General features: G+C 46.1%; 17 protein-coding genes. 15 read left to right on the forward strand and 2 right to left on the reverse strand.

The window, feature by feature from the left end:
• Nucleotides 1–2 precede the first annotated feature (2 nt).
• Genes TM_RS01555 through TM_RS01575 form a run of 5 tightly spaced genes read left to right on the forward strand, consistent with a single transcriptional unit; the run spans nt 3 to nt 6,839 of the window.
• The gene (locus tag TM_RS01555) at nt 3–989 is read left to right on the forward strand and encodes an ABC transporter ATP-binding protein (RefSeq protein WP_004083027.1); all 987 of its coding nucleotides are present in this window, start codon (nt 3–5) and stop codon (nt 987–989) included.
• Complete coding sequence (locus tag TM_RS01560) at nt 986–1,936, forward strand: ABC transporter ATP-binding protein (RefSeq protein ID WP_004083029.1); 951 nt, start codon at nt 986–988, stop codon at nt 1,934–1,936. The genes TM_RS01555 and TM_RS01560 overlap by 4 nt, the downstream gene beginning before the upstream one ends.
• Before the next feature lie 15 nt (nt 1,937–1,951).
• Nucleotides 1,952–4,075 carry a WD40/YVTN/BNR-like repeat-containing protein gene (locus TM_RS01565; RefSeq protein WP_004083030.1) on the forward strand — a complete coding sequence of 708 codons (2,124 nt, stop codon included), beginning with the start codon at nt 1,952–1,954 and terminating at the stop codon, nt 4,073–4,075.
• A gap of 5 nt (nt 4,076–4,080) precedes the next feature.
• Entirely contained in the window at nt 4,081–5,421 is a 1,341-nt protein-coding gene (locus TM_RS01570; RefSeq protein ID WP_004083032.1) for an alpha-L-fucosidase, read from the forward strand.
• Nucleotides 5,418–6,839 carry an L-fucose/L-arabinose isomerase family protein gene (locus TM_RS01575; protein WP_004083033.1) on the forward strand — a complete coding sequence of 474 codons (1,422 nt, stop codon included), beginning with the start codon at nt 5,418–5,420 and terminating at the stop codon, nt 6,837–6,839. The genes TM_RS01570 and TM_RS01575 overlap by 4 nt, the downstream gene beginning before the upstream one ends.
• 16 nt (nt 6,840–6,855) lie before the next feature.
• On the opposite strand, the gene yicI is transcribed toward TM_RS01575, so the two are convergent.
• Nucleotides 6,856–9,150, reverse strand: a complete 2,295-nt coding sequence (gene yicI, locus TM_RS01580; RefSeq protein ID WP_004083036.1) for an alpha-xylosidase — start codon at nt 9,148–9,150, stop codon at nt 6,856–6,858.
• A 319-nt stretch (nt 9,151–9,469) separates the two neighbouring features.
• Here yicI and TM_RS01585 point away from each other — a divergent pair, with 319 nt between their 5' ends.
• The 5 genes from TM_RS01585 (at nt 9,470) to TM_RS01605 (ending at nt 16,102) form a co-directional block, all read left to right on the forward strand.
• Entirely contained in the window at nt 9,470–11,446 is a 1,977-nt protein-coding gene (locus tag TM_RS01585; protein WP_004083038.1) for an ABC transporter substrate-binding protein, read from the forward strand.
• A gap of 43 nt (nt 11,447–11,489) precedes the next feature.
• Nucleotides 11,490–13,508: a beta-galactosidase gene (locus tag TM_RS01590; protein ID WP_004083040.1), complete on the forward strand. Its 2,019-nt coding sequence runs from the start codon at nt 11,490–11,492 to the stop codon at nt 13,506–13,508.
• A gap of 95 nt (nt 13,509–13,603) precedes the next feature.
• A complete protein-coding gene (locus TM_RS01595) occupies nt 13,604–14,092 on the forward strand; it encodes a DUF6512 family protein (RefSeq protein ID WP_004083042.1) in 489 nt (162 codons plus the stop codon).
• 59 nt (nt 14,093–14,151) lie between these two features.
• Entirely contained in the window at nt 14,152–15,129 is a 978-nt protein-coding gene (locus tag TM_RS01600; RefSeq protein WP_004083048.1) for a Gfo/Idh/MocA family protein, read from the forward strand.
• A 13-nt stretch (nt 15,130–15,142) separates the two neighbouring features.
• Nucleotides 15,143–16,102, forward strand: a complete 960-nt coding sequence (locus TM_RS01605) for a potassium channel beta subunit family protein (protein ID WP_004083050.1) — start codon at nt 15,143–15,145, stop codon at nt 16,100–16,102.
• Nucleotides 16,103–16,127: 25 nt separating this feature from the next.
• On the opposite strand, the gene TM_RS01610 is transcribed toward TM_RS01605, so the two are convergent.
• Nucleotides 16,128–16,307: a YHS domain-containing protein gene (locus TM_RS01610; protein ID WP_004083052.1), complete on the reverse strand. Its 180-nt coding sequence runs from the start codon at nt 16,305–16,307 to the stop codon at nt 16,128–16,130.
• A gap of 94 nt (nt 16,308–16,401) precedes the next feature.
• On the opposite strand from TM_RS01610, the gene TM_RS01615 reads away from it, so the two are divergent.
• The 5 genes from TM_RS01615 to TM_RS01635 are packed head-to-tail and all read left to right on the forward strand — an operon-like array spanning nt 16,402 to nt 19,958.
• On the forward strand, nt 16,402–16,653 hold the full coding sequence (locus tag TM_RS01615; RefSeq protein WP_004083053.1) for an SHOCT domain-containing protein: 252 nt from the start codon (nt 16,402–16,404) through the stop codon (nt 16,651–16,653).
• The gene (locus TM_RS01620; RefSeq protein WP_004083056.1) at nt 16,646–16,972 is read left to right on the forward strand and encodes a carboxymuconolactone decarboxylase family protein; all 327 of its coding nucleotides are present in this window, start codon (nt 16,646–16,648) and stop codon (nt 16,970–16,972) included. Before TM_RS01615 ends, TM_RS01620 begins: the two co-directional genes overlap by 8 nt.
• Nucleotides 16,929–19,109, forward strand: a complete 2,181-nt coding sequence (locus TM_RS01625; RefSeq protein WP_004083057.1) for a heavy metal translocating P-type ATPase — start codon at nt 16,929–16,931, stop codon at nt 19,107–19,109. Before TM_RS01620 ends, TM_RS01625 begins: the two co-directional genes overlap by 44 nt.
• Entirely contained in the window at nt 19,106–19,729 is a 624-nt protein-coding gene (locus TM_RS01630; protein ID WP_004083064.1) for a class I SAM-dependent methyltransferase, read from the forward strand. The genes TM_RS01625 and TM_RS01630 overlap by 4 nt, the downstream gene beginning before the upstream one ends.
• Nucleotides 19,722–19,958 carry a hypothetical protein gene (locus TM_RS01635; RefSeq protein ID WP_004083066.1) on the forward strand — a complete coding sequence of 79 codons (237 nt, stop codon included), beginning with the start codon at nt 19,722–19,724 and terminating at the stop codon, nt 19,956–19,958. The genes TM_RS01630 and TM_RS01635 overlap by 8 nt, the downstream gene beginning before the upstream one ends.
• Nucleotide 19,959 lies beyond the last annotated feature (1 nt).

A 19,959-nucleotide genomic window follows, 5' to 3' on the forward strand; every position in this document is an offset into this window, starting at 1 on the left:
TCATGGAGAAGATCGCTGTCGCAGAGAACTTGAGAGCCTACTATTTCATCAAATCTGGAGATAAAACGACTTCCATTAGAGCCGTTGATAACGTTTCCCTTCATTTTTTTGAGAATGAAGTCTATGGAATAGCAGGGGAAAGTGGATGCGGAAAGAGCACTCTTTTGAAAGTACTCTTTGGTGAAATAAAACCCCCGCTCAAATTGGTTGATGGAGAAGTTGTTTTCAAGCTCGACGGCGAAGAGTACAGGATAAACTCTATGAGTCTTGATCAGTTAAAAAAAATCCGCTGGAAATACGTGTCTTACGTTCCGCAAGGCTCAATGAGCGTTTTGAATCCTGTTAGAAAAATCAGGAGGATATTTCTTGATGTCATAGAGGAGCATACTTCAATGTCCAGGGAAGAGGCGTTTTCAAGAATAGAAAGCTATTTCGAAGCTCTTGGTCTTCCTGTTAGAGTGCTTGATTCTTATCCCCATCAGCTCTCCGGTGGTATGAGACAAAGAGTCACAATAGCCCTCGCAACCGTTTTGAACCCTAAAGTGATATTCGCGGATGAACCAACAACAGCCCTCGATGTTGTGGTTCAAAGGGGAGTGATACAACTTCTTAAAAAGATACACAAAGAGCAGAAGAATACATTGGTCATCGTCACACACGATATGGGAGTTCACGCACATCTTGCTACTAGAATCGGCGTAATGTACGCGGGAAGATTGATAGAAGAAGCAGAAACCCATGAGATATTCAAAAATCCTCTTCATCCGTACACAAGGTTCCTAATAAACTCACTTCCAAGATTCGGTGATCGCTCCCGCAAAGAAGGAACACCAGGTTCTCCTCCTTCTCTTGCAAATCTTCCTTCTGGATGTCCTTTTCATCCAAGATGTCCTATTGCGGATCAAATTTGTATGGAGATGGAACCTGACCTTATAGAAGTTGCTAGAAATCATAAAGTGGCTTGCTGGAAAGTAGGTGTTGAGCGATGAGGGTGTCTGTTCGAAATTTAACGAAGATATTTAGAGTAGGAAGCATTTTTTCTCTGAAAAAACTTGTAGCAATTGATAACGTTTCTTTTGAAATTGGCTCTGGGGAAATTTTCTCTCTTGCTGGAGAATCAGGTTGCGGAAAGACAACAACCGCAAAGATTCTTCTCGGATTGGAAGAACCAACTAATGGTGAAGTCTTGTATGACGGAATAAAGCTGAAAGACTTTGTAGAAAATGAAATGCATTTTCTCAAGAAAGTTCAAACAGTTCAACAAAATCCATTTTCCACATTTAATCCTTTTAGAAAGGTGGAAGATTATCTTTTTAAAACTGTACTGAGATTTAAAATGGCCAATACTAAAGATGAAGCGCTAAGGTTAATAGAAGAAAAGCTATCTGTGGTTGGATTGAACTTTGATGAGATTAAGGGAAGATACCCAAGTGAATTTTCAGGGGGACAATTACAAAGAATTTCAATTGCGAGAGCTCTTCTCACTAATCCTTCATTCTTGGTGGCAGATGAACCTGTCTCTATGATTGATGCCTCCTTGAGAATTTCTATAGTCAATCTCTTCAGAGATCTAAAGGAAAGATTTGGTATAAGCATACTTTACATAACTCATGATTTATCAACGGCTTATTATGTGGCAGATAAACTTGCGATCATGTTTAGGGGCAGCATAGTTGAAATGGGAAGGGCACAAGACATACTGGACACACCTTTTCACCCGTATACAAAACTTTTAAAAAGTTCTATCCCTGTTCCTGATCCTGAATACGAATGGGATGAAAATATCAACCTTTCATCCACCGAGCGTGAAGAATTTTTTGCGAAAGGGTGCAAATTTGCGAGCCGTTGCCCGGAAGTTATGAGTATTTGTAGAGAAAGTGTTCCTCCAGACTTTGATGTTAATGGTAGAGTGGTGAAATGCTGGTTATACAAATAGTAAGGGGGTGTAAAAATGCTTAGATCTTTCTTGATTTTATTTTTAGCGATACTGGGTGTTGTTTTTGGAGCAACTTTTGAGTGGAAATCGGTGGAAATCAACGGAGGAGGATTTGTACCAGGAATAATATTCCATCCTGCTAGTCCTGGGCTTTTATATGCGAGAACGGATGTTGGTGGACTTTACAGGTGGGATGAGGAAACAAAGAGGTGGAAGCAATTATTTGATTTTTTGAGAAGAGATCAGTCCGATTACATGGGAGTGTTGAGCGTTGCTCTCGATCCTAGTGATCCGAAGAGAATCTACGCGATGACAGGAAAATACACTCAGGATTGGGCAGGATATGGAGCCATTCTTATCTCGGAAGATTACGGTGAAACGTGGACAATTGTAAACCTTGACAAGTATGGGATAAAAGTTGGTGGGAACGAAGATGGAAGAAACGCTGGTGAAAGATTGCAGGTAGATCCAAATTTCAGTAGCGTGCTTTTTATGGGTACAACGAAATATGGTCTGTGGAAATCAGAAGATTTTGGAAAAAATTGGAAAAAAGTGGATAGTTTTCCCTCAACCAGTGTAACGTTTGTGCTATTCGATGAGAAAAGTGGAGAAAAAGGAAGTCCTACTCCTAGAATTTTTGTTGGATGTTCAGAACCCAAGGGGATCTTTGTAACTGAAGATGGTGGAACCACCTGGAATGTTCTTCCAAACCTGCCGAACGATCTCATTCCATTGCGTGGAAAAATACATGACGGGATCCTTTACGTTACACTTTCCAATGCTTTGGGACCGAATGGTGCTACGAGAGGGGCTGTTATGAAGTATGTGATTGCTGATCAAAAATGGTACGATGTAACACCAATGAAAGGAGATTTCGGATATTGTGGAATAGATGTTCAAGAGAACGTGGTGATAGTATCCACACTCGATAGGTGGTATCCACACGATGAGATATTTATTTCCCTGAACGGAGGAGAAACGTGGAGACCTCTTCTGGAAAAGGCAAATTTTGATATCAACAAAGCGCCCTGGATAAAAGATTTAAATCCTCACTGGATATCTGACGTCAAGATAGATCCATTTGACATGAATAGGGCTATTTTCACAACAGGTTATGGTGTGTGGGTGACTTATGAGTTAAAAAAGTCATTCGAAGGTATGGGAAAACCAGTGAAATGGATATTCGAAAATCGAGGGTTAGAAGAAACAGTTGTTTTGCAACTGGTTCCCCCCATAGGAGAAAGGCCTCTTCTCTCTGCAATCGCCGATTGGGGAGGATTCCGTCACGAAAGTTTGGACACCCCACCATCATCTATGTACAAACCCCTAAAATGGACGTCTCTTGGTATAGCTTTTGCCTATCAGAATTCAAAATTCGTGGCAAGAGTGCATACATACACCTATCCTTTCTTGTCTTACTCCGAGGATGGCGGAATCAACTGGAGAGAGATAGAAACTGTCCCGGAGGGAATAACTGACGGCGGGAGGTTAAGTTTGGCAGTCTCGAACGATGGAAAAACACTGGTCTGGAGTCCAGCGAATCATGAGGTAATTGTTTCAAGCGATAAAGGAAAAAGCTGGAAAAAAGCCATTAGTGTTCCAGTTCCAGAATTCAACTATTTTCCTGCATCTGATCCTGTAAATCCGAGTAAATTTTACATCTTCGATTGGAAAAACGGTGACTTCCTCATAAGTAAAGATGGAGGAAAGAGTTTTATGAAAGGTGCTAAACTTCCTTCTTTTGATAACTGGTGGGTATCGCTTTATTCTTTCCCTGTGTTGGCTCCTGACAGAGAAGGAGATATCTGGTTAGCACTTCAATGGAATGGACTTTACAGATCAAAAGATGGTGGAATAACGTTTGAGCGACTAGGAAACGTTGATATAGCCTACGTGATTGGTTTCGGAGCCCCAAAACCAGGTACTGACTATCCAGCAATTTACCTGAACGGTATGGTGAATGGAGTTTATGGTATTTTCATGTCGACAGATGAGGGCAAAACATGGATGAGAATTAACAACGATAAGCATCAATTTGGATGGATACATTACATGATAGGAGATATGAATGAATTCGGGAGAATTTTCCTTGGTACGGAAGGAAGAGGAATCATCGTTGGTGAAGTGAAGGAGGAATGATTTCTATGAAACCCCGTTACAAACCTGACTGGGAATCTCTGAGGGAACACACAGTACCGAAATGGTTCGACAAGGCGAAATTCGGGATCTTCATTCACTGGGGGATTTACTCTGTTCCGGGATGGGCGACGCCCACCGGAGAACTCGGTAAAGTGCCGATGGATGCCTGGTTCTTCCAGAATCCGTACGCAGAGTGGTACGAAAATTCCCTCAGGATCAAGGAGAGTCCCACCTGGGAATACCACGTGAAGACCTACGGAGAAAATTTCGAGTACGAGAAGTTTGCGGATCTTTTCACCGCAGAGAAGTGGGATCCACAAGAGTGGGCTGATCTCTTCAAAAAAGCAGGAGCGAAGTACGTGATACCGACAACGAAACACCACGATGGATTTTGTCTGTGGGGGACGAAATACACAGATTTCAACTCCGTGAAGAGAGGACCGAAGAGAGATCTCGTAGGAGATCTTGCAAAAGCCGTAAGAGAAGCAGGATTGAGATTTGGAGTGTACTACTCAGGAGGTCTGGACTGGCGCTTCACGACCGAGCCGATAAGATACCCCGAGGATCTCTCCTACATCAGGCCGAACACTTACGAGTACGCAGATTATGCCTACAAACAGGTCATGGAACTTGTGGATCTGTACCTTCCCGACGTTCTCTGGAACGACATGGGCTGGCCGGAGAAAGGAAAGGAAGACCTGAAGTATCTCTTCGCTTACTACTACAACAAACATCCAGAAGGTTCTGTGAACGACAGGTGGGGAGTGCCGCACTGGGATTTCAAAACGGCCGAGTACCACGTGAACTATCCGGGGGATCTGCCGGGCTACAAATGGGAGTTTACGAGGGGAATAGGGCTCTCTTTTGGATACAACCGAAACGAGGGGCCGGAACACATGCTCTCTGTTGAACAGCTCGTCTACACACTCGTGGACGTTGTGAGCAAGGGAGGAAATCTCCTTTTGAACGTTGGGCCAAAGGGTGACGGAACGATTCCGGATCTGCAAAAAGAAAGACTCCTGGGCCTTGGTGAATGGCTGAGAAAGTACGGAGATGCCATCTACGGTACTTCTGTCTGGGAAAGGTGCTGTGCGAAGACTGAGGATGGAACAGAGATCAGGTTCACCAGAAAATGTAACAGAATCTTTGTCATCTTTCTCGGTATCCCGACCGGAGAAAAAATTGTAATTGAGGATCTCAATCTATCAGCAGGGACAGTGAGACATTTCCTGACGGGGGAGAGATTGAGCTTCAAAAATGTGGGAAAGAACCTGGAAATCACAGTACCCAAAAAGCTCCTTGAAACAGACAGCATAACACTCGTGTTGGAGGCGGTGGAAGAATGAAGGGAAAATACAGGGTGGGACTCATCAGCTTCTCCGATGGAAGAGAGTACGTGCACAGAGAACTTGAAGGCATTGTGAAAAAGTTCGAAGATGAGATAGCAAAAACTCTGGAAGAAACAGGAGAAGTGGAGGTAATCAGAGCAAAAGAAATCGTGTGGAAGCCTTCAATAGCGAAGAGAGAAGCAAGAAGGCTCGCAGAAGAGGGAGCGGAAGTTACCATCTTCAACTACGCAGTTTGGGCGTTCCCTCATTTCACAGTTCTTGCGAGCAAATTCGCACCGGGTCCGTTTCTACTTTTTTCCAACATAAACCCGCAGTATCCAGGTATGGTTGCGATGCTCTCTGCGGCGGGAGCGCTGGAACAGGACGGAACGAAGCACTACAGAATGTGGGGCAACATAAAAGACGAGAAAGTTCTCAGGAAAGTGATGGCATTCATCAGAGCGGGAAGCACATACAAAAAACTCAGGGGTCAGAGATACGGTGTGTTCGGTGGAAGATCGATGGGTATGTACACCGCCGTTCCTAACGTGGATCTGTGGAACAAGATCTTCGGTGTCGATGTAGAGCACATAGACCAGTTCGAGATCGTTCGAAGAAGCCAGCTGATACCGGACGAGCGCGCAAGGAAAGGAAGGCTCTGGATCGAAGAGAAAGCAAAAGCGGTTCACTACGATGGGAAGTACCTCACACCCGAAAAGCTCGAACTCCAGATAAAGAGCTATCATGCGGTGAGGGAGATCGTGGAGGAGATGGAATTAGACTTTGTGGGAATAAAAGGCCAGCTCGAACTCACAGAACACTTCGTGACGATGGATGTGACGGAGACGTTCCTGAACGATCCCTACGACTGGGAAGGAGAGCACGAACCGATCGTGTGCGCAACAGAGGCAGATTCCGATGGGGCGCTCACGATGCAGATCTTCAAGCTGATTGCGAAAACACCCGTGCTCTTTGCGGACGTGAGACACTACGTGGAGGAGTACGATGTACTGGATCTGTGCAACTCAGGAAACCACGCAACGTACTTTGCAGCCAGATCGTTCGATCCCGACGAGAACATGAAGAAAGTGGAGTTCTATCCACAGACGTTCTACTTCCCCGCAGGTGGTGCAGCGGTAAAACACATAGCAGCACCCGGAAAAGTGACACTTGGAAGACTCACGAGGGAAGATGGAAGGTACAGATTCACAGTCGTTCCTGGAGAGTTCGTGGACTTTGGGGAGGAGAAAAACTACGAGATAGCAGACAGCATACAGAACAACTGGCCGCACGCGTTTTTGAAGATGGAGACACCTATAGACGAATTCCTGGCCAAATATTCCTCCAACCACATCCACGGCGTCTACGGGGACTACGTGGAGGAGATCAAAACCTTCTGTGAAATAGCCAGTATCGATTTTGTGCTTATGAAATGAGGGCGCAGAAGCGCCCTCATTTTGTCTTTAAAATCGCTCTCTGGAAGCTGAGAACCACCTCTGTTCCTTTTTCTAGTTCTCTTGTCTCAGCTCCTTCCACAGCTTCAAGCCTTTCGTTCCAGAACAGCAGCTTCCATGGTTTTCTGGAGTCCTTCAGGACCTCAACGTGTATCTCGTTTCCTTTTCTCTCTACTTTCACACTCAATTCCACCTCGCCCCGTGTGTTGTAAACATGCGCTGTTTTGTTTGAAATTTCAAAAACGTTCAATGTGACACCGTCTGCGTAATCGTAATCCGGCCTGTCATCGACGGACCCTGTCGGAATTATGGAGTTCGGTCTTGTAAAGAGTGGGAGTCCGAAGTAGTCGTATTTTTCTGTTCTCCATCTTCCTCCTTCTACCCTCTCGCCGGTGAGAAAGTGAGTCCAGACTCCCTCTGGAAGGTAGTAGGTCACCTCTCCCGTCTCGCTGAAGATCGGAGCGACAAGGAGTGATTCTCCCAGCATGTACTGTCTGTCCAGATAGAGACAGGTGGGATCGTCTGGAAACTCAAGAATCATGGGTCTCATGACAGGGATTCCCCTCTCATGTACTTCGACTGCGCTGGCGAATATATAGGGCATGAGCTTGCACTTCAGTTTCGTGAAAAATCTGAGCACCTCCACCGCTTCCTCATCGAAGTTCCAGGGAACCTTGTACATCGAATTTCCGTGGAGCCTGCTGTGAGATGACAGAAGACCGAATGCCACCCATCTCTTGTACAGATCCGGTGTTGTGATGTCCTCGAATCCTCCGATGTCGTGACTCCAGAAACCGAAACCGCACAGTGCCAGAGAAAGACCTCCTCTCAAGGTTTCCGCCATGGACTCATAGGAAGCCAGACAATCTCCTCCCCAGTGGACCGGGAATTTCTGACTCCCTGCCGTTGCAGACCTTGCGAAGACGACAGCGTTTCTCTTTCCGAGTTTTCTCTCAATGGTTTCGAAGACCACTTTGTTGTACAGATAGGTGTAGTAGTTGTGCATCTTCTCAGGATCGGATCCGTCGTAATAGACCACATCTGTGGGAATCTTCTCTCCAAAGTCCGTCTTGAAACAGTCAACTCCCATATCTATCAATCTTTCCAGTTTTGAAGCGAACCACTTTCTGACTTCCGGATTCGTGAAATCGATGATCGCCATTCCTGGTTGCCAGTCGTCCGTCTGCCAGACATCTCCGTCTGGTTTTTTCAGGAAATAACCCTTTTCTTTTCCCTCGTCAAAGAGACTCGAAAACTGAGAGACATAGGGGTTTATCCAGACACACACCTTCAGGCCCTTCTCTTTGAGACGTTTCAACAACCCTTCAGGGTCGGGGAAGTTCTCCCTGTTCCACTCAAGATCCACCCAGTGAAACTCCTTCATCCAGAAGCAGTCGAAGTGAAAGACATGAAGGGGTATGTCACGCTCTCTCATGCCATCCACGAACTCCATCACAGTTCTCTCATCGTACTGTGTGGTGAAGGATGTGGTGAGCCAGAGTCCGAAACTCCAGGCAGGAGGAAGTTCTGGTCGTCCTGTGAGAAGTGTGTAGCGTTCCAGAACTTCTTTCAGATCTTTCCCGGCGATGATGAAATAGTCCAGAGTCTCTCCTTTCACACTGAACTGCACCTTTTCCACATGTTCTGTTGCGATTTCGAAGTCCACCTTTCCAGGATCGTTCACAAAGACACCGTATTTTCTGATGCTCACATAGAACGGGATGTTCTTGTAGGTCATATCGGAGATCGTTCCGGCGTCCTCGTTCCACATGACAACTCTCTGAGCGTTTTTGACGAAAGCTGAGAATCTTTCTCCGAGACCGTAGATCATCTCTCCCACGCTCAGATGGAGTCTTTCAAGACAGAACCTCCCTTCTGGTGCCACGGCGTATCCCAGATCCGATTTCGTGAGGAAACGATCTTCGTAAAAGAATTCCACACCGAAGGGATTCTTCCTTATGATCGCTTTTGCCTTTCCTGAGGTGAAGATAAAACTTCCTTCTGTTTCTTTGATATCCGGTGTGAAGCTTTCGTCCTGGTAGATTTCGTAGTACGGGGGCTTTTCGAGTACTCCCTTGAAATGTCTGAACCGAATTCTTATTACGTTTTCAAACGGAGAGGAGATCTCGATCTCGAAGACCGGACCCTGAAGCGTCTGTCCCCGGTGCTCCACCCTCCGAAACGGCGATCGAAGGATCAGTTTCTTTCCATCGCAGGAGTATTCGTACACCTGTTCTGGCCTGAACAACTGTACCCCCTCTCTCAATCTCCAAAGCCCTTCCGTGAAACGCATCTTGGCCCACCTCCTTTTGAACTAAGATTATCATGAAACTGTTTTCACGCAGAGTTCGAATAATTCCTCTGAAACCGGATACCAGGGAATTATAGAAGATTAACGTCGAGTTTCTTTTCTGAAGGCTTTTTCAAATTAGGAAATACGATTTCAGATGAGAAAATTGACGGTAAAAATCGATATTTATCGATAGTTGCGAATAATTCCAGAAAATCGGATTTTTTCGTGTTTGGTTCTCTTTGTACAGTGGTGGTAGTATAATAACGAAGAAATTTCTTTAGAGGAAAAAATAAAAACATTCATCAAAGGGGGTGTGTTCATGAGGAAAGTCTTTGTTTTTCTGCTCGTCTCACTGTTCATTGTGATTGGTCTTTCCTGGAGTGTCTACGCAACACCTGAAGACTACTACAAAGCCACGGGTAAAAGGATTGAAAAGTTCAACGAGGCACCCATGCTTGCAGAACTTGTGAAGCAAGGAAAACTACCACCGGTCGAGCAGAGACTTCCAAAGGAACCTCTTGTTGTAGTTCCTGAGGAGAGTGTAGGACAGTACGGTGGCACCTGGAGGAGAGTCTGGAAAGGGCCTTCTGACAGGTGGGGTATTCCCAGGATCAACCAGGCGAGTCTTGTGTTTTGGGACAAGAACGGAGAGAAGTTTGTACCGGGAGTAGCGAAAAGCTGGGACATACTTGAAAATGGAAAAGTATATGTCTTTTATCTCAGAGAAGGCATGAAGTGGTCCGATGGTCATCCTTACACTTCCGAAGATATCCTTTTCTGGGTCGACGATATACTGGGGAATGATGAACTCACCCCTGCGAAACCCGCCTGGTACAGACTTCTCGACAGGGTGGAAGCTCCAGACCCCTACACGGTGAAATTCGTGTTCAAACAACCGTACGCTCTGTTTCTACTTCAGGTGGCGAACAGAGGATTCACAGGCTCTCCGAAACATTTCTTGAAGCAATTCCACCCAAATTACACCCCTATGGAAGAGATCGAAAAGAAAATGGTCGAGGGTGTTCACAACACGTGGGTTGATCTTTTCAATGATAAAAGTGATTTTCTCGAAAGTCTCGATCTGCCCGTTTTAACACCCTGGAAACCCGTCACAGATCCAACAGAACAGTTCTACATACTCGAGAGGAACCCATACTTCTGGGCAGTTGACATCGAAGGGAATCAACTGCCTTACATTGACAGGATCAGACACGAATACGTTCAAAGTAGTGAAGTTATCATGTTGAAAGCAATCTCCGGAGAAATCGATATGCAGTGGAGGCACATCGGTCTTCTGGGACCCGGCCCGGGTGTTTTGCCGCTTCTTCTCGAAAACGCCAAGAGCGGTGGTTACAGGGTTTTGAGATGGAAAACCGACAATGGATCCGTGAGCATGGTGATGCTGAACATATCCGATCCGCCAGATCCTGTACTCGGAGAAGTTTTCAGGGATGTGAGATTCAGACAGGCGCTGTCACTTGCTATCAACAGAGAGGAGATCAACGAGATCCTCTTCAACGGACTGGCAGAACCAAGGCAAGCCTCGTTCGTGAGCGGATCTCCGTACTACGATCCTGAATGGGAGAAGGCGTATGCGGAGTATGACCCAGACAGAGCAAACAAGCTCCTCGACGAAATGGGACTGAAGTGGGACAGCAGGCACGAGTACAGACTCCTTCCCGATGGAAGACCTCTGAGATTCACCATACAGGTCACCGGTCAGACCCATGTTGATGTCTGGACAATGGTGAAAGAATACTGGAAACAGATAGGTGTTCGGGTCGAAATCGAGAACCTCGAAAGGTCACTCTACGATTCGAGGCTCAGTGCGCACGATTTCGATGCGCAGGCTTGGGTGATGGATAGGGCAAGCCAGCCTCTTGTGGATCCCCTATGGATCATTCCTGGAAGCACGGAGTACGCTTCTGCGTGGTACATTGGCTGGGCTGATTGGGCTGGTTCTTACCTTGAAGGAGAAGAATCTCTGAAGGAATATCTACAGCAGGAAGATGCGATCGTTCCACCCGAGGGTATAAAGGAGACTCTCGAAAAACTACTCGACGTATGGAAGGAGATTCAGAACACTTCCGATCCTGAAAAGATCAAGGAACTCATGAAAGAAGTAACGAAGATTCACAGAGAAAATCTCTGGATGATAGGAACGGTGGGCGAAGATATATCTCCTGCTATTGTCAAGAACAACTTCAAGAACGTACCGGAGGAACTGGTGACAGCAACGCCGTTCTTCAGCCCGTGGAACGCCATGCCGATACAGTTCTACATAGAACAGAAATGAGGAAGCCCCGGCGATCGCCGGGGTTTTTTGGAGGTGAACATGGGTGGTAAATCCGAAACTTCCTGTGATCTGGTACGGAGGAGACTACTACCCGGAACAGTGGGACGAGGAAACGTTCGAAAGAGATATTAGGATGTTCAAAGAAGCAGGTATCAACGTGGTCACCATCGGGGTTTTCTCATGGAGTCTTATCCAACCAGACGAGAACACCTACGATTTTTCGTTCTTTGAAAAAGTAATGGATCGCCTGTACAAAGAAGGTATCTACGTCTGTCTTGCAACTCCCACATCCGCTCCCCCTCACTGGATGACGCAGAAATACCCTGAAATCCTTTTCACAGACGTGAACGGTGTAAAGCGAGAAAAGGGAGGCAGACAGAACTTTTGCCCCAACAGTGAGAAGTACAGATATTTTGCAAGAAACATTGCAGAGAAACTCGCAGAACATTTCAAGGATCATCCTGCTCTCGTTCTCTGGCACGTGAACAACGAATACCTGAACTACTGCTACTGTGATATCTGCAGGGGGAAGTTTCAGAACTGGTTGAAGGAAAAGTACGGCACACTCGATGAATTGAACAGAAGATGGAACACACGGTTCTGGTCCCAGACCTTCACCGCCTGGGAAGAGATTCCTGTTCCAACAACGAGGAGTGTTCTCGTCTGGAGAAAGGACAGGTATCAATCTGTTCTTCCAGAACTTTATCTGGATTACAGACGCTTCATGACACAGAGTATGCTCGAGTGTTTCCTGGAGGAATACAGGGCAATAAAGAAACACACTCCCGACATACCCGTCACCACGAATCTGATTGCGGCAACTTTCAAGGAGTGGAACTATTTCGAATGGGCGAAGCATATGGACGTTGCAGCATGGGACAACTATCCCGGTTACAAAGAAGATTTCTCCGTGATTTCTTTGAGACACTCTCTGATACGCTGTTTGAAAGAAGGAAAACCCTTCGTCCTGATGGAACAGTCTCCTTCGCAGGCGTGCTGGAGATGGTACAATCCCCAGAAAAGACCCGGAGAGATGAGGCTCTGGAGTTATCACGCTCTCGCTCACGGTGCTGAAACGCTCATGTTCTTTCAGCTGAGACAATCAAAAGGAGGAGTAGAAAAATTCCACGGGGCTGTTATCACACATGTCGACAGTCCGAACACAAGGGTCTTTCAGGAAGTGAAAAGAGTGGGAGAAGAGATAAAGTCCTTATCGGATATTCTCGACGCAAGGGTTGTCTCACAGACAGCCCTTCTGTTCGATTGGGAAAGCTGGTGGGCGATGGAAGACACCCTGACACCTAGCGTAGACTTCAGGTATTTAAACGAAGTGCAGAAGTACTTCAAGGCACTTGTGAAAACCGGCCTTGGAGTCGATGTTGTTGGGAAAGATCAGAATTTTGAAAGGTACAGAGTCCTCGTTGCTCCGGTGCTTTATATGGTGGGCAAAGAACTTGCACAGAAGCTGAAAGATTACGTCTCGAACGGAGGAATCTTGATCCTCACAACAATGAGTGGTATTGTCGATGAAGACGATCAGGTTGTTCTGGGAGGTTATCCAGGTTATCTTCGCGATCTTATGGGGGGCTATGTGGAAGAAATAGATGCTTTGCCACCTGAAGAGAAGAACGAAATCTTGATGTTTGGCAAGAGGTACGAATGTAGTTTGGTGTTTGACTACATAAAAACCACCACCGCGGAAGTACTCGGAAGATTTGGAAGGGACTATTACATGAACGAACCTGCCGTGTTGAGAAACAACTACGGCAAAGGATGGGTTTACTACGTAGGCTCTTCCACGTCTTTCGATCTTGTATGGGATCTTGTGAAGTTCATGGAGAGAGAACACAATCTCAGAGCAGAGATCGCACCGCCAGATGATGTAGAAGTGATAAAGAAAATCAAAGGGGAAAAAATTTTCTACTTCCTCTTCAATCATTCCCATGAACTACAGATCGTTGATTTGCCGGAAGGAATGTTCAGGGATCTGATCAAAGGAAATTTGTATGAGAAAAAAGTAAAATTGCAACCGCTCGATGTTCTGATCCTTCTAAAAGAATGAGAGTTTTGCCAACAGGAGTATGTTCAAGGGCGGATTTCCGCCCTTTTTTGTTCTGGTGTTAGAATTTGTACAAGCTTCGTATAGGGGGTGTGATGATGCTCTGGAAGGCTTTGATCTTTCTGGGTATCTACGCTGTTCTTCACTTTGGCTACGAACTCTCCGGATGGGAACTTTTAAAGCCCATCTGTGGAGTTGATGAGTCTGTTTTCGAGCATCTCAAGATCGGTTTCTGGGCGTACTTTTTTACGAACATCATCGAGTATTTCTTTGCGAAGAAAAAACACGGGTTCTGGTATCCACGTATCCTTTCAACCGTTCTTCTTCCTTGGTTTATAGTGCTCATCTGGTACATGCTTCCTGTGTTCTTCGGGCACGTTGAATCACTTGCTGTGGATCTTTCCTGGGCTTTTGTGGTGACCTTCCTTGCTGCTATCCTGTCAGAGATTCTCGAGAAAGACTTGGAGAGAAACTCTCTTGGAACAGCTCTCAAAATAGTGATAGTTGTACTTTTCATCATCTCCATAATCTTCTACACCGCTTTTTCCTATGAAAAACCGTGGATCGATGTTTTCACCAAACATTGAAATGAAAACATTTTCAGACTATAATGTACTGAAAAATCACGTGAAAGAAGGTGAAGCCTTTGAGAAAAATCAGATTGGGTATTGTGGGGTGTGGAATCGCCGCTCGAGAGTTGCACCTTCCTGCCTTGAAGAATCTTTCCCATCTCTTTGAGATCACGGCTGTCACGAGTAGAACGAGGTCTCACGCTGAAGAGTTCGCGAAAATGGTAGGAAATCCCGCTGTTTTCGATAGCTACGAAGAACTTTTGGAATCTGGCCTTGTTGACGCGGTTGATCTAACGCTCCCTGTTGAATTGAACCTCCCGTTCATCGAAAAGGCCCTTCGAAAAGGAGTCCATGTGATCTGTGAAAAACCCATCTCAACGGACGTGGAAACAGGAAAGAAGGTTGTCGAGTTGTCCGAAAAATCTGAAAAAACAGTCTACATCGCGGAGAATTTCAGACACGTTCCGGCTTTCTGGAAGGCAAAAGAGCTGGTTGAGAGCGGAGCGATAGGTGATCCCGTTTTCATGAATTGGCAGATCTGGGTGGGAATGGACGAAAACAACAAATACGTTCACACTGACTGGAGAAAGAAGCCGAAGCACGTTGGAGGTTTTCTCTCAGACGGAGGGGTCCACCACGCTGCGGCGATGAGACTGATCCTTGGTGAGATAGAATGGATTTCCGCCGTTGCGAAGGATCTTTCTCCGCTTCTTGGGGGAATGGATTTTCTTTCCTCTATCTTCGAGTTCGAAAACGGCACAGTTGGAAACTACACGATTTCTTACTCTCTGAAAGGGAACGAGCGATTCGAAATCACAGGAACAAAAGGAAAGATTTCCATATCCTGGGACAAGATCGTTCTGAACGAAGAGGAAATGAAAGTTCCACAGGAAAACAGCTATCAGAAGGAGTTCGAGGATTTCTATCAGGTGGTTGCGGAAGGAAAACCGAACGATCTGGGAAGTCCGGTTCAGGCTCTGAAAGATCTTGCTTTCATAGAAGCATGTGTGAGGTCCGCGGGAAACAAAGTGTTCGTTTCCAGTCTGTTGTAAGGAGGTGTTTTCGATGGAGTACAGAAAGGTAGGTAAATGGGGTGTCAAGATCAGCGAACTCTCTCTTGGGTCCTGGCTTACGTTTGGAAAACAGCTCGACCTCGATACGGCTACGGAAGTGGTGAAAAAGGCGTTCAACAGTGGAATAAACTTCTTCGACACGGCAGAGGCATACGCGGGTGGAATAGCGGAAGCGATGCTTGGAAAAATACTCAAGAACTTCAGAAGAGAAGACCTCGTCGTTTCCACGAAGATTTTCTGGGGTGGAAGTGGGCCGAACGATCTGGGACTTTCGAAGAAGCATCTTCTCGAGGGAACCTGGAACTCTTTGAAGAGACTTCAGATGGATTACGTGGATATCCTCTACTGTCACAGACCCGATCCGAACGTTCCCATGGAAGAGGTTGTCTTCGCGATGGACTACATTTTGAGAGAGGGGCTTGCACTCTACTGGGGAACCTCCGAGTGGAGTGCAAAGGAGATAGAGGAAGCGCACAGGGTTTGTAAAGAACTGGGTGTCATGCCTCCCATCGTGGAACAGCCGCAGTACAACATGTTCGTGAGAGAAAGGGTGGAAAAAGAGTACGCACCTCTCTACGAAAAGTACGGCATGGGACTGACCACTTATTCACCTCTCGCGTCTGGCCTTCTCTCTGGAAAATACAACAACGGAATACCTGAAGGCTCAAGGCTTGCCACGTTCCCGCAGGTGAGGAAGTGGCTCGAAGAAGGAGGACTTCTCAACGAAAAAACCTTCAAAAAGCTCAGAAAACTCCAGAATATAGCGGATCAGCTCGGTGCGAGTCTTCCACAGCTTGCCATCGCGTGGATCTTGAAGAACAAAAACGTCAGCAGTGTCATTCTCGGAGTGAGCAGACCGGAACAGCTCGAAGAGAACCTGAAAGCAGTCGAGATCAAAGAAAAACTCACAGAAGATGTGATGGAAGAGATAGAAAAGATCCTGAATGAATAAAAGGCGCCGGATGGCGCCTTTTTGATCAATGACAGCATCCATGGCCGTGTGAGTTTTTCTGGTGTGCATACTGCTCCGGGTTATCTTTGAACTTTTCAGCACACTCTTGAGAACAGAAGTAGTACTCTTTCCCCATGTACTCTATCTTTTCTGCCGCTTCTTCTTTTTCGATCTTCATTCCGCAGACGGGATCCTTTACTTTCATAAAATCCACCTCCTTGCTAGAAAATTTCGACTTGAGTTAGGCTTTCATAATGTGCTACAATTAGTATAGCATAATTTGAAAGGAGGAATCAACGATGTGTCCATTCTGTTTTTGGAGCTGGGGCTTCTGGCCCTGGAACTGGGGAGGAGGAGTTATCATGATGATTTTCTGGGCAGTTATTCTGGTGTTTCTTTTTGTCTTTCTCTTCAGGTGGCTTGGAGGAGAAAGACATGAAAGAGTGGAAAGAACTGATAGAGCTCTTGAGATACTGAAGGAGAGATTCGCTCGTGGTGAGATCACAGAAGAAGAGTATGAGAGAATGAAGAGGAAGATCCAAAATGAATGAATTCGAAAGGTGGAGAAGAGAATTCCCTGAGGTGAGCGGTGCGGTTGTGAGGATGAGAAATAAGGCCTTTTCTGATGGATCGATACCTGCAAAGTACAAGGTGCTGGCAGCCTTAGCCATAGCGGTTGTGGAAAAGTGCAAGCCCTGTGCTCAGGGGTACTATCAAAAAGCAATTGAAATGGGTGCCACAAAGGATGAAATAAAAGAGATCCTCGAAGTTGCTGTCACCATGGGAGCGTGCATCGCAGAAACCTGGGCGAGGGAGGTGTGGCAGTATGAGCGATCAGAAAACGATGGAGGATCGTGCTGCGAAGAATGAGGAGATAAAGAAGACCTTCACTGTGACAGGAATGACGTGCGCCACCTGCGCGAAAACCGTTGAAAAGGCCCTGAAAAAACTCGACGGGGTGAAGTTCGCGGCTGTGAATCTTGCCACTTCAACGGGGTTCATAGTGGCAGAGAAAGAGATATCCTTCGAGGAAATCAAAAAAGCTGTGGAGGAAGTAGGATACGGAGTAACAACAGAATCTCCAGAAGATGTGGAAAGAAAGCGATACGAAGAGTCGAAGAGAAATCTGATTCTTGCCTGGCTTGTCACGGCCCCTCTTGCCCTCCTCATGATCTATCACATGTTTGTTTCTGAGGTACCTTATTTCACCTGGATAGAGGTTTTCGCGGGTGCGTTCGTTACGTTCTACGTGGGCAGAGGAACGATCAGAGGAGCATGGATAGCCCTCACACACAAACACACAAACATGGACACGCTCATCTTCTTCGGTGCGGTGACTTCTTGGGTGACCGCTCTTCTTGACAGTGTGGGACTTCCTGTAATGTCCTTTGGTGCCATCGGTGCGATGATCGTTGCGTTCCACATCACGGGACGTTTCATAGAATCTTACCTGCGCGACAGGGCCAGCAAAGAAATCAAAGCCCTTCTGAAACTTCAAGCAAAAGAAGCCCGCGTCATCACCGACGAAGGAGAAGTGATGATGCCGATAGAGGCGGTGAAAGAGGGTTTCATCGTGCTGGTAAAACCCGGTGAAAGAATCCCCGTGGATGGGGTGATCGTGGAAGGGCAGTCTTCGATCGACGAATCTGTGGTCACGGGTGAATCCATACCGGTTTTGAAGAAAGAAAACGATGAAGTGATCGGTGGTTCTTTGAACGTATCGAGTCCTATCAAAATAAAAGTCACAAAGGTAGGAGAAGACACCTTTTTGTCTCAAATGGTCAAATTGATTCAGGAAGCGCAAGGTTCGAAGGTACCGATCCAGGCTCTGGCCGACAGGATCACCATGTGGTTTGTTCCCACGATCATCGTCCTCGCTATAACCAGCGCTCTGGTGTGGTACTTCAATTACGAACGGTTCCTTCCTTTTGTAGAAAAGGCAAGAGAAATCTTCCCTTGGATCATACAAACCAGTGACCCGTTGACCTTTTCCATCTTCGTCTTTGTTGCAACGATTGTCATAGCGTGTCCGTGTGCTCTCGGTCTTGCAACTCCCATGGCGCTTGTAACTGGAACGGGACTTGCGGCAAAGAAGGGCCTTCTCATAAGAAACGCCGAGGCGATTCAGACATCGAAGGATGTAGGGGTAGTTCTCACGGATAAGACGGGAACGCTCACCGAGGGTAGTCCGAAGGTGGTGGATCACAATCTCTCCGCTGAACTGATCAGAATAGTTGCAAGTATAGAAAGGAACTCGAACCACCCGCTCGCGAAGGCAATTTCTGAGCTATCTCAGGATGTGGTCGAAGTGGAAAGCGTGGAGGAAATCCCAGGAGAAGGGGTAAGGGCACTCTACGGAGGAGAGGAGTATTTCGTCGGGAAACCTCTGGATTACTCAAAGTACGAGTCTCTTTTGGAGGAAGGAAAGACCATTGTCGAGGTGAGAAGAAACGGTGAAGTTGTGGGATTTCTCGCAATAGAAGATCCAATCCGAGAAGACAGTCCCGAGGCCGTGAGAAGACTCAAAGAGATGGGAATAGAACCTGTCATGATAACGGGAGACAATGAAAAGACCGCAAGGGCGGTTGCGAGACGCCTTGGAATAGAGAAGTTCCATGCAGGTGTGAAGCCTTCTGAGAAACTTGATCTTGTAAGATCTTACCAGGCACAGGGAAAGAAAGTCGCGATGGTGGGAGACGGCATGAACGATGCCGCTGCTCTGAAAGGAGCAGATGTCGGAATAGCGATAGGTTCAGGAACAGACCTTGCTATCGACAGTGCAGACATCATCATAACAAAGGGTGGCATATCGAAAGTCGTCGATGCGATAGAAATATCGAGAAAGACGTTCAAAATCATAAAACAGAATCTCTTCTGGGCCTTCTTCTACAACGTGATAGCTATTCCAATGGCGATGATGGGACTGCTTCATCCGGTGATCGCAGAACTCGCCATGGCTTTCAGTTCCATCACCGTGACCCTCAATTCTATGAGGGTGAGAGAGTGAGTGTTGAGAGAAAGTACGACAGATTTGCAGCACTGTACGATAAGTTCGAAAGTTTTATTGAGAAAAAGTTTTTCTCACGGTTTCGTGAAGAACTCTTCAAAAGAGTAGAAGGGAAGAAAATATTGGAAGTTGGTATCGGCACCGGAAAGAACGTTCCGTACTATTCGGACGATATGGATGTTGTAGGTGTAGATATCAGTGAAGGAATGCTCAGGGTGTGTCAGGAAAGGTTAAAAAAGTTTCCAGAAAAAAAGGTGAAGTTGTTGAGAGCGGACGTTCAGAATCTTCCTTTTTCAGACGGAGAGTACGACTGTGTTGTTTCTACGTTCGTTTTCTGCACAGTGCCTGATCCTGTGAAAGGTTTGAAGGAAGTTCACAGAGTTCTCAGACCTTCTGGAAAAGCCGTTTTTCTCGAACACATGAGAAGCAGAAAATGGTACGTTAACGTGATTTTGTTTTTGATGCACATCTTCACGAAACTTCTTTTGGGAACAAGCATGCTCAGAAAAACGGTTGATAACATAAAAAAAGCAGGATTTGTGATCGAAGAAGAAAAGTACCTTCTAAGTGATGTGGTGCGGCTGATAATTGCCAGAAAAGGAAGTGAAGAAAGTGATTGAAAAGATAAAAGAGGATACCTCTCTCAAGGAAATCATGGAAACTCATGAAAGACTGGAGAAAGCTCTCAGAAAATACGGCTTTGATACTTGCTGTGCGAAGATGGCAAGTTTGAAGGATGCCTGTGAAAAGAAATGGCTGGATGTTGAAAAGGTTCTGGAAGATCTCAACAGAGTTGTGGAAGAGATCAACGAGGAAGAGAGGATAATAATAGAATCTCAGTTTCTGTGAG

The organism is Thermotoga maritima MSB8, assembly GCF_000008545.1.
In the GTDB taxonomy this organism is placed as follows: Bacteria; Thermotogota; Thermotogae; order Thermotogales; family Thermotogaceae; genus Thermotoga; species Thermotoga maritima.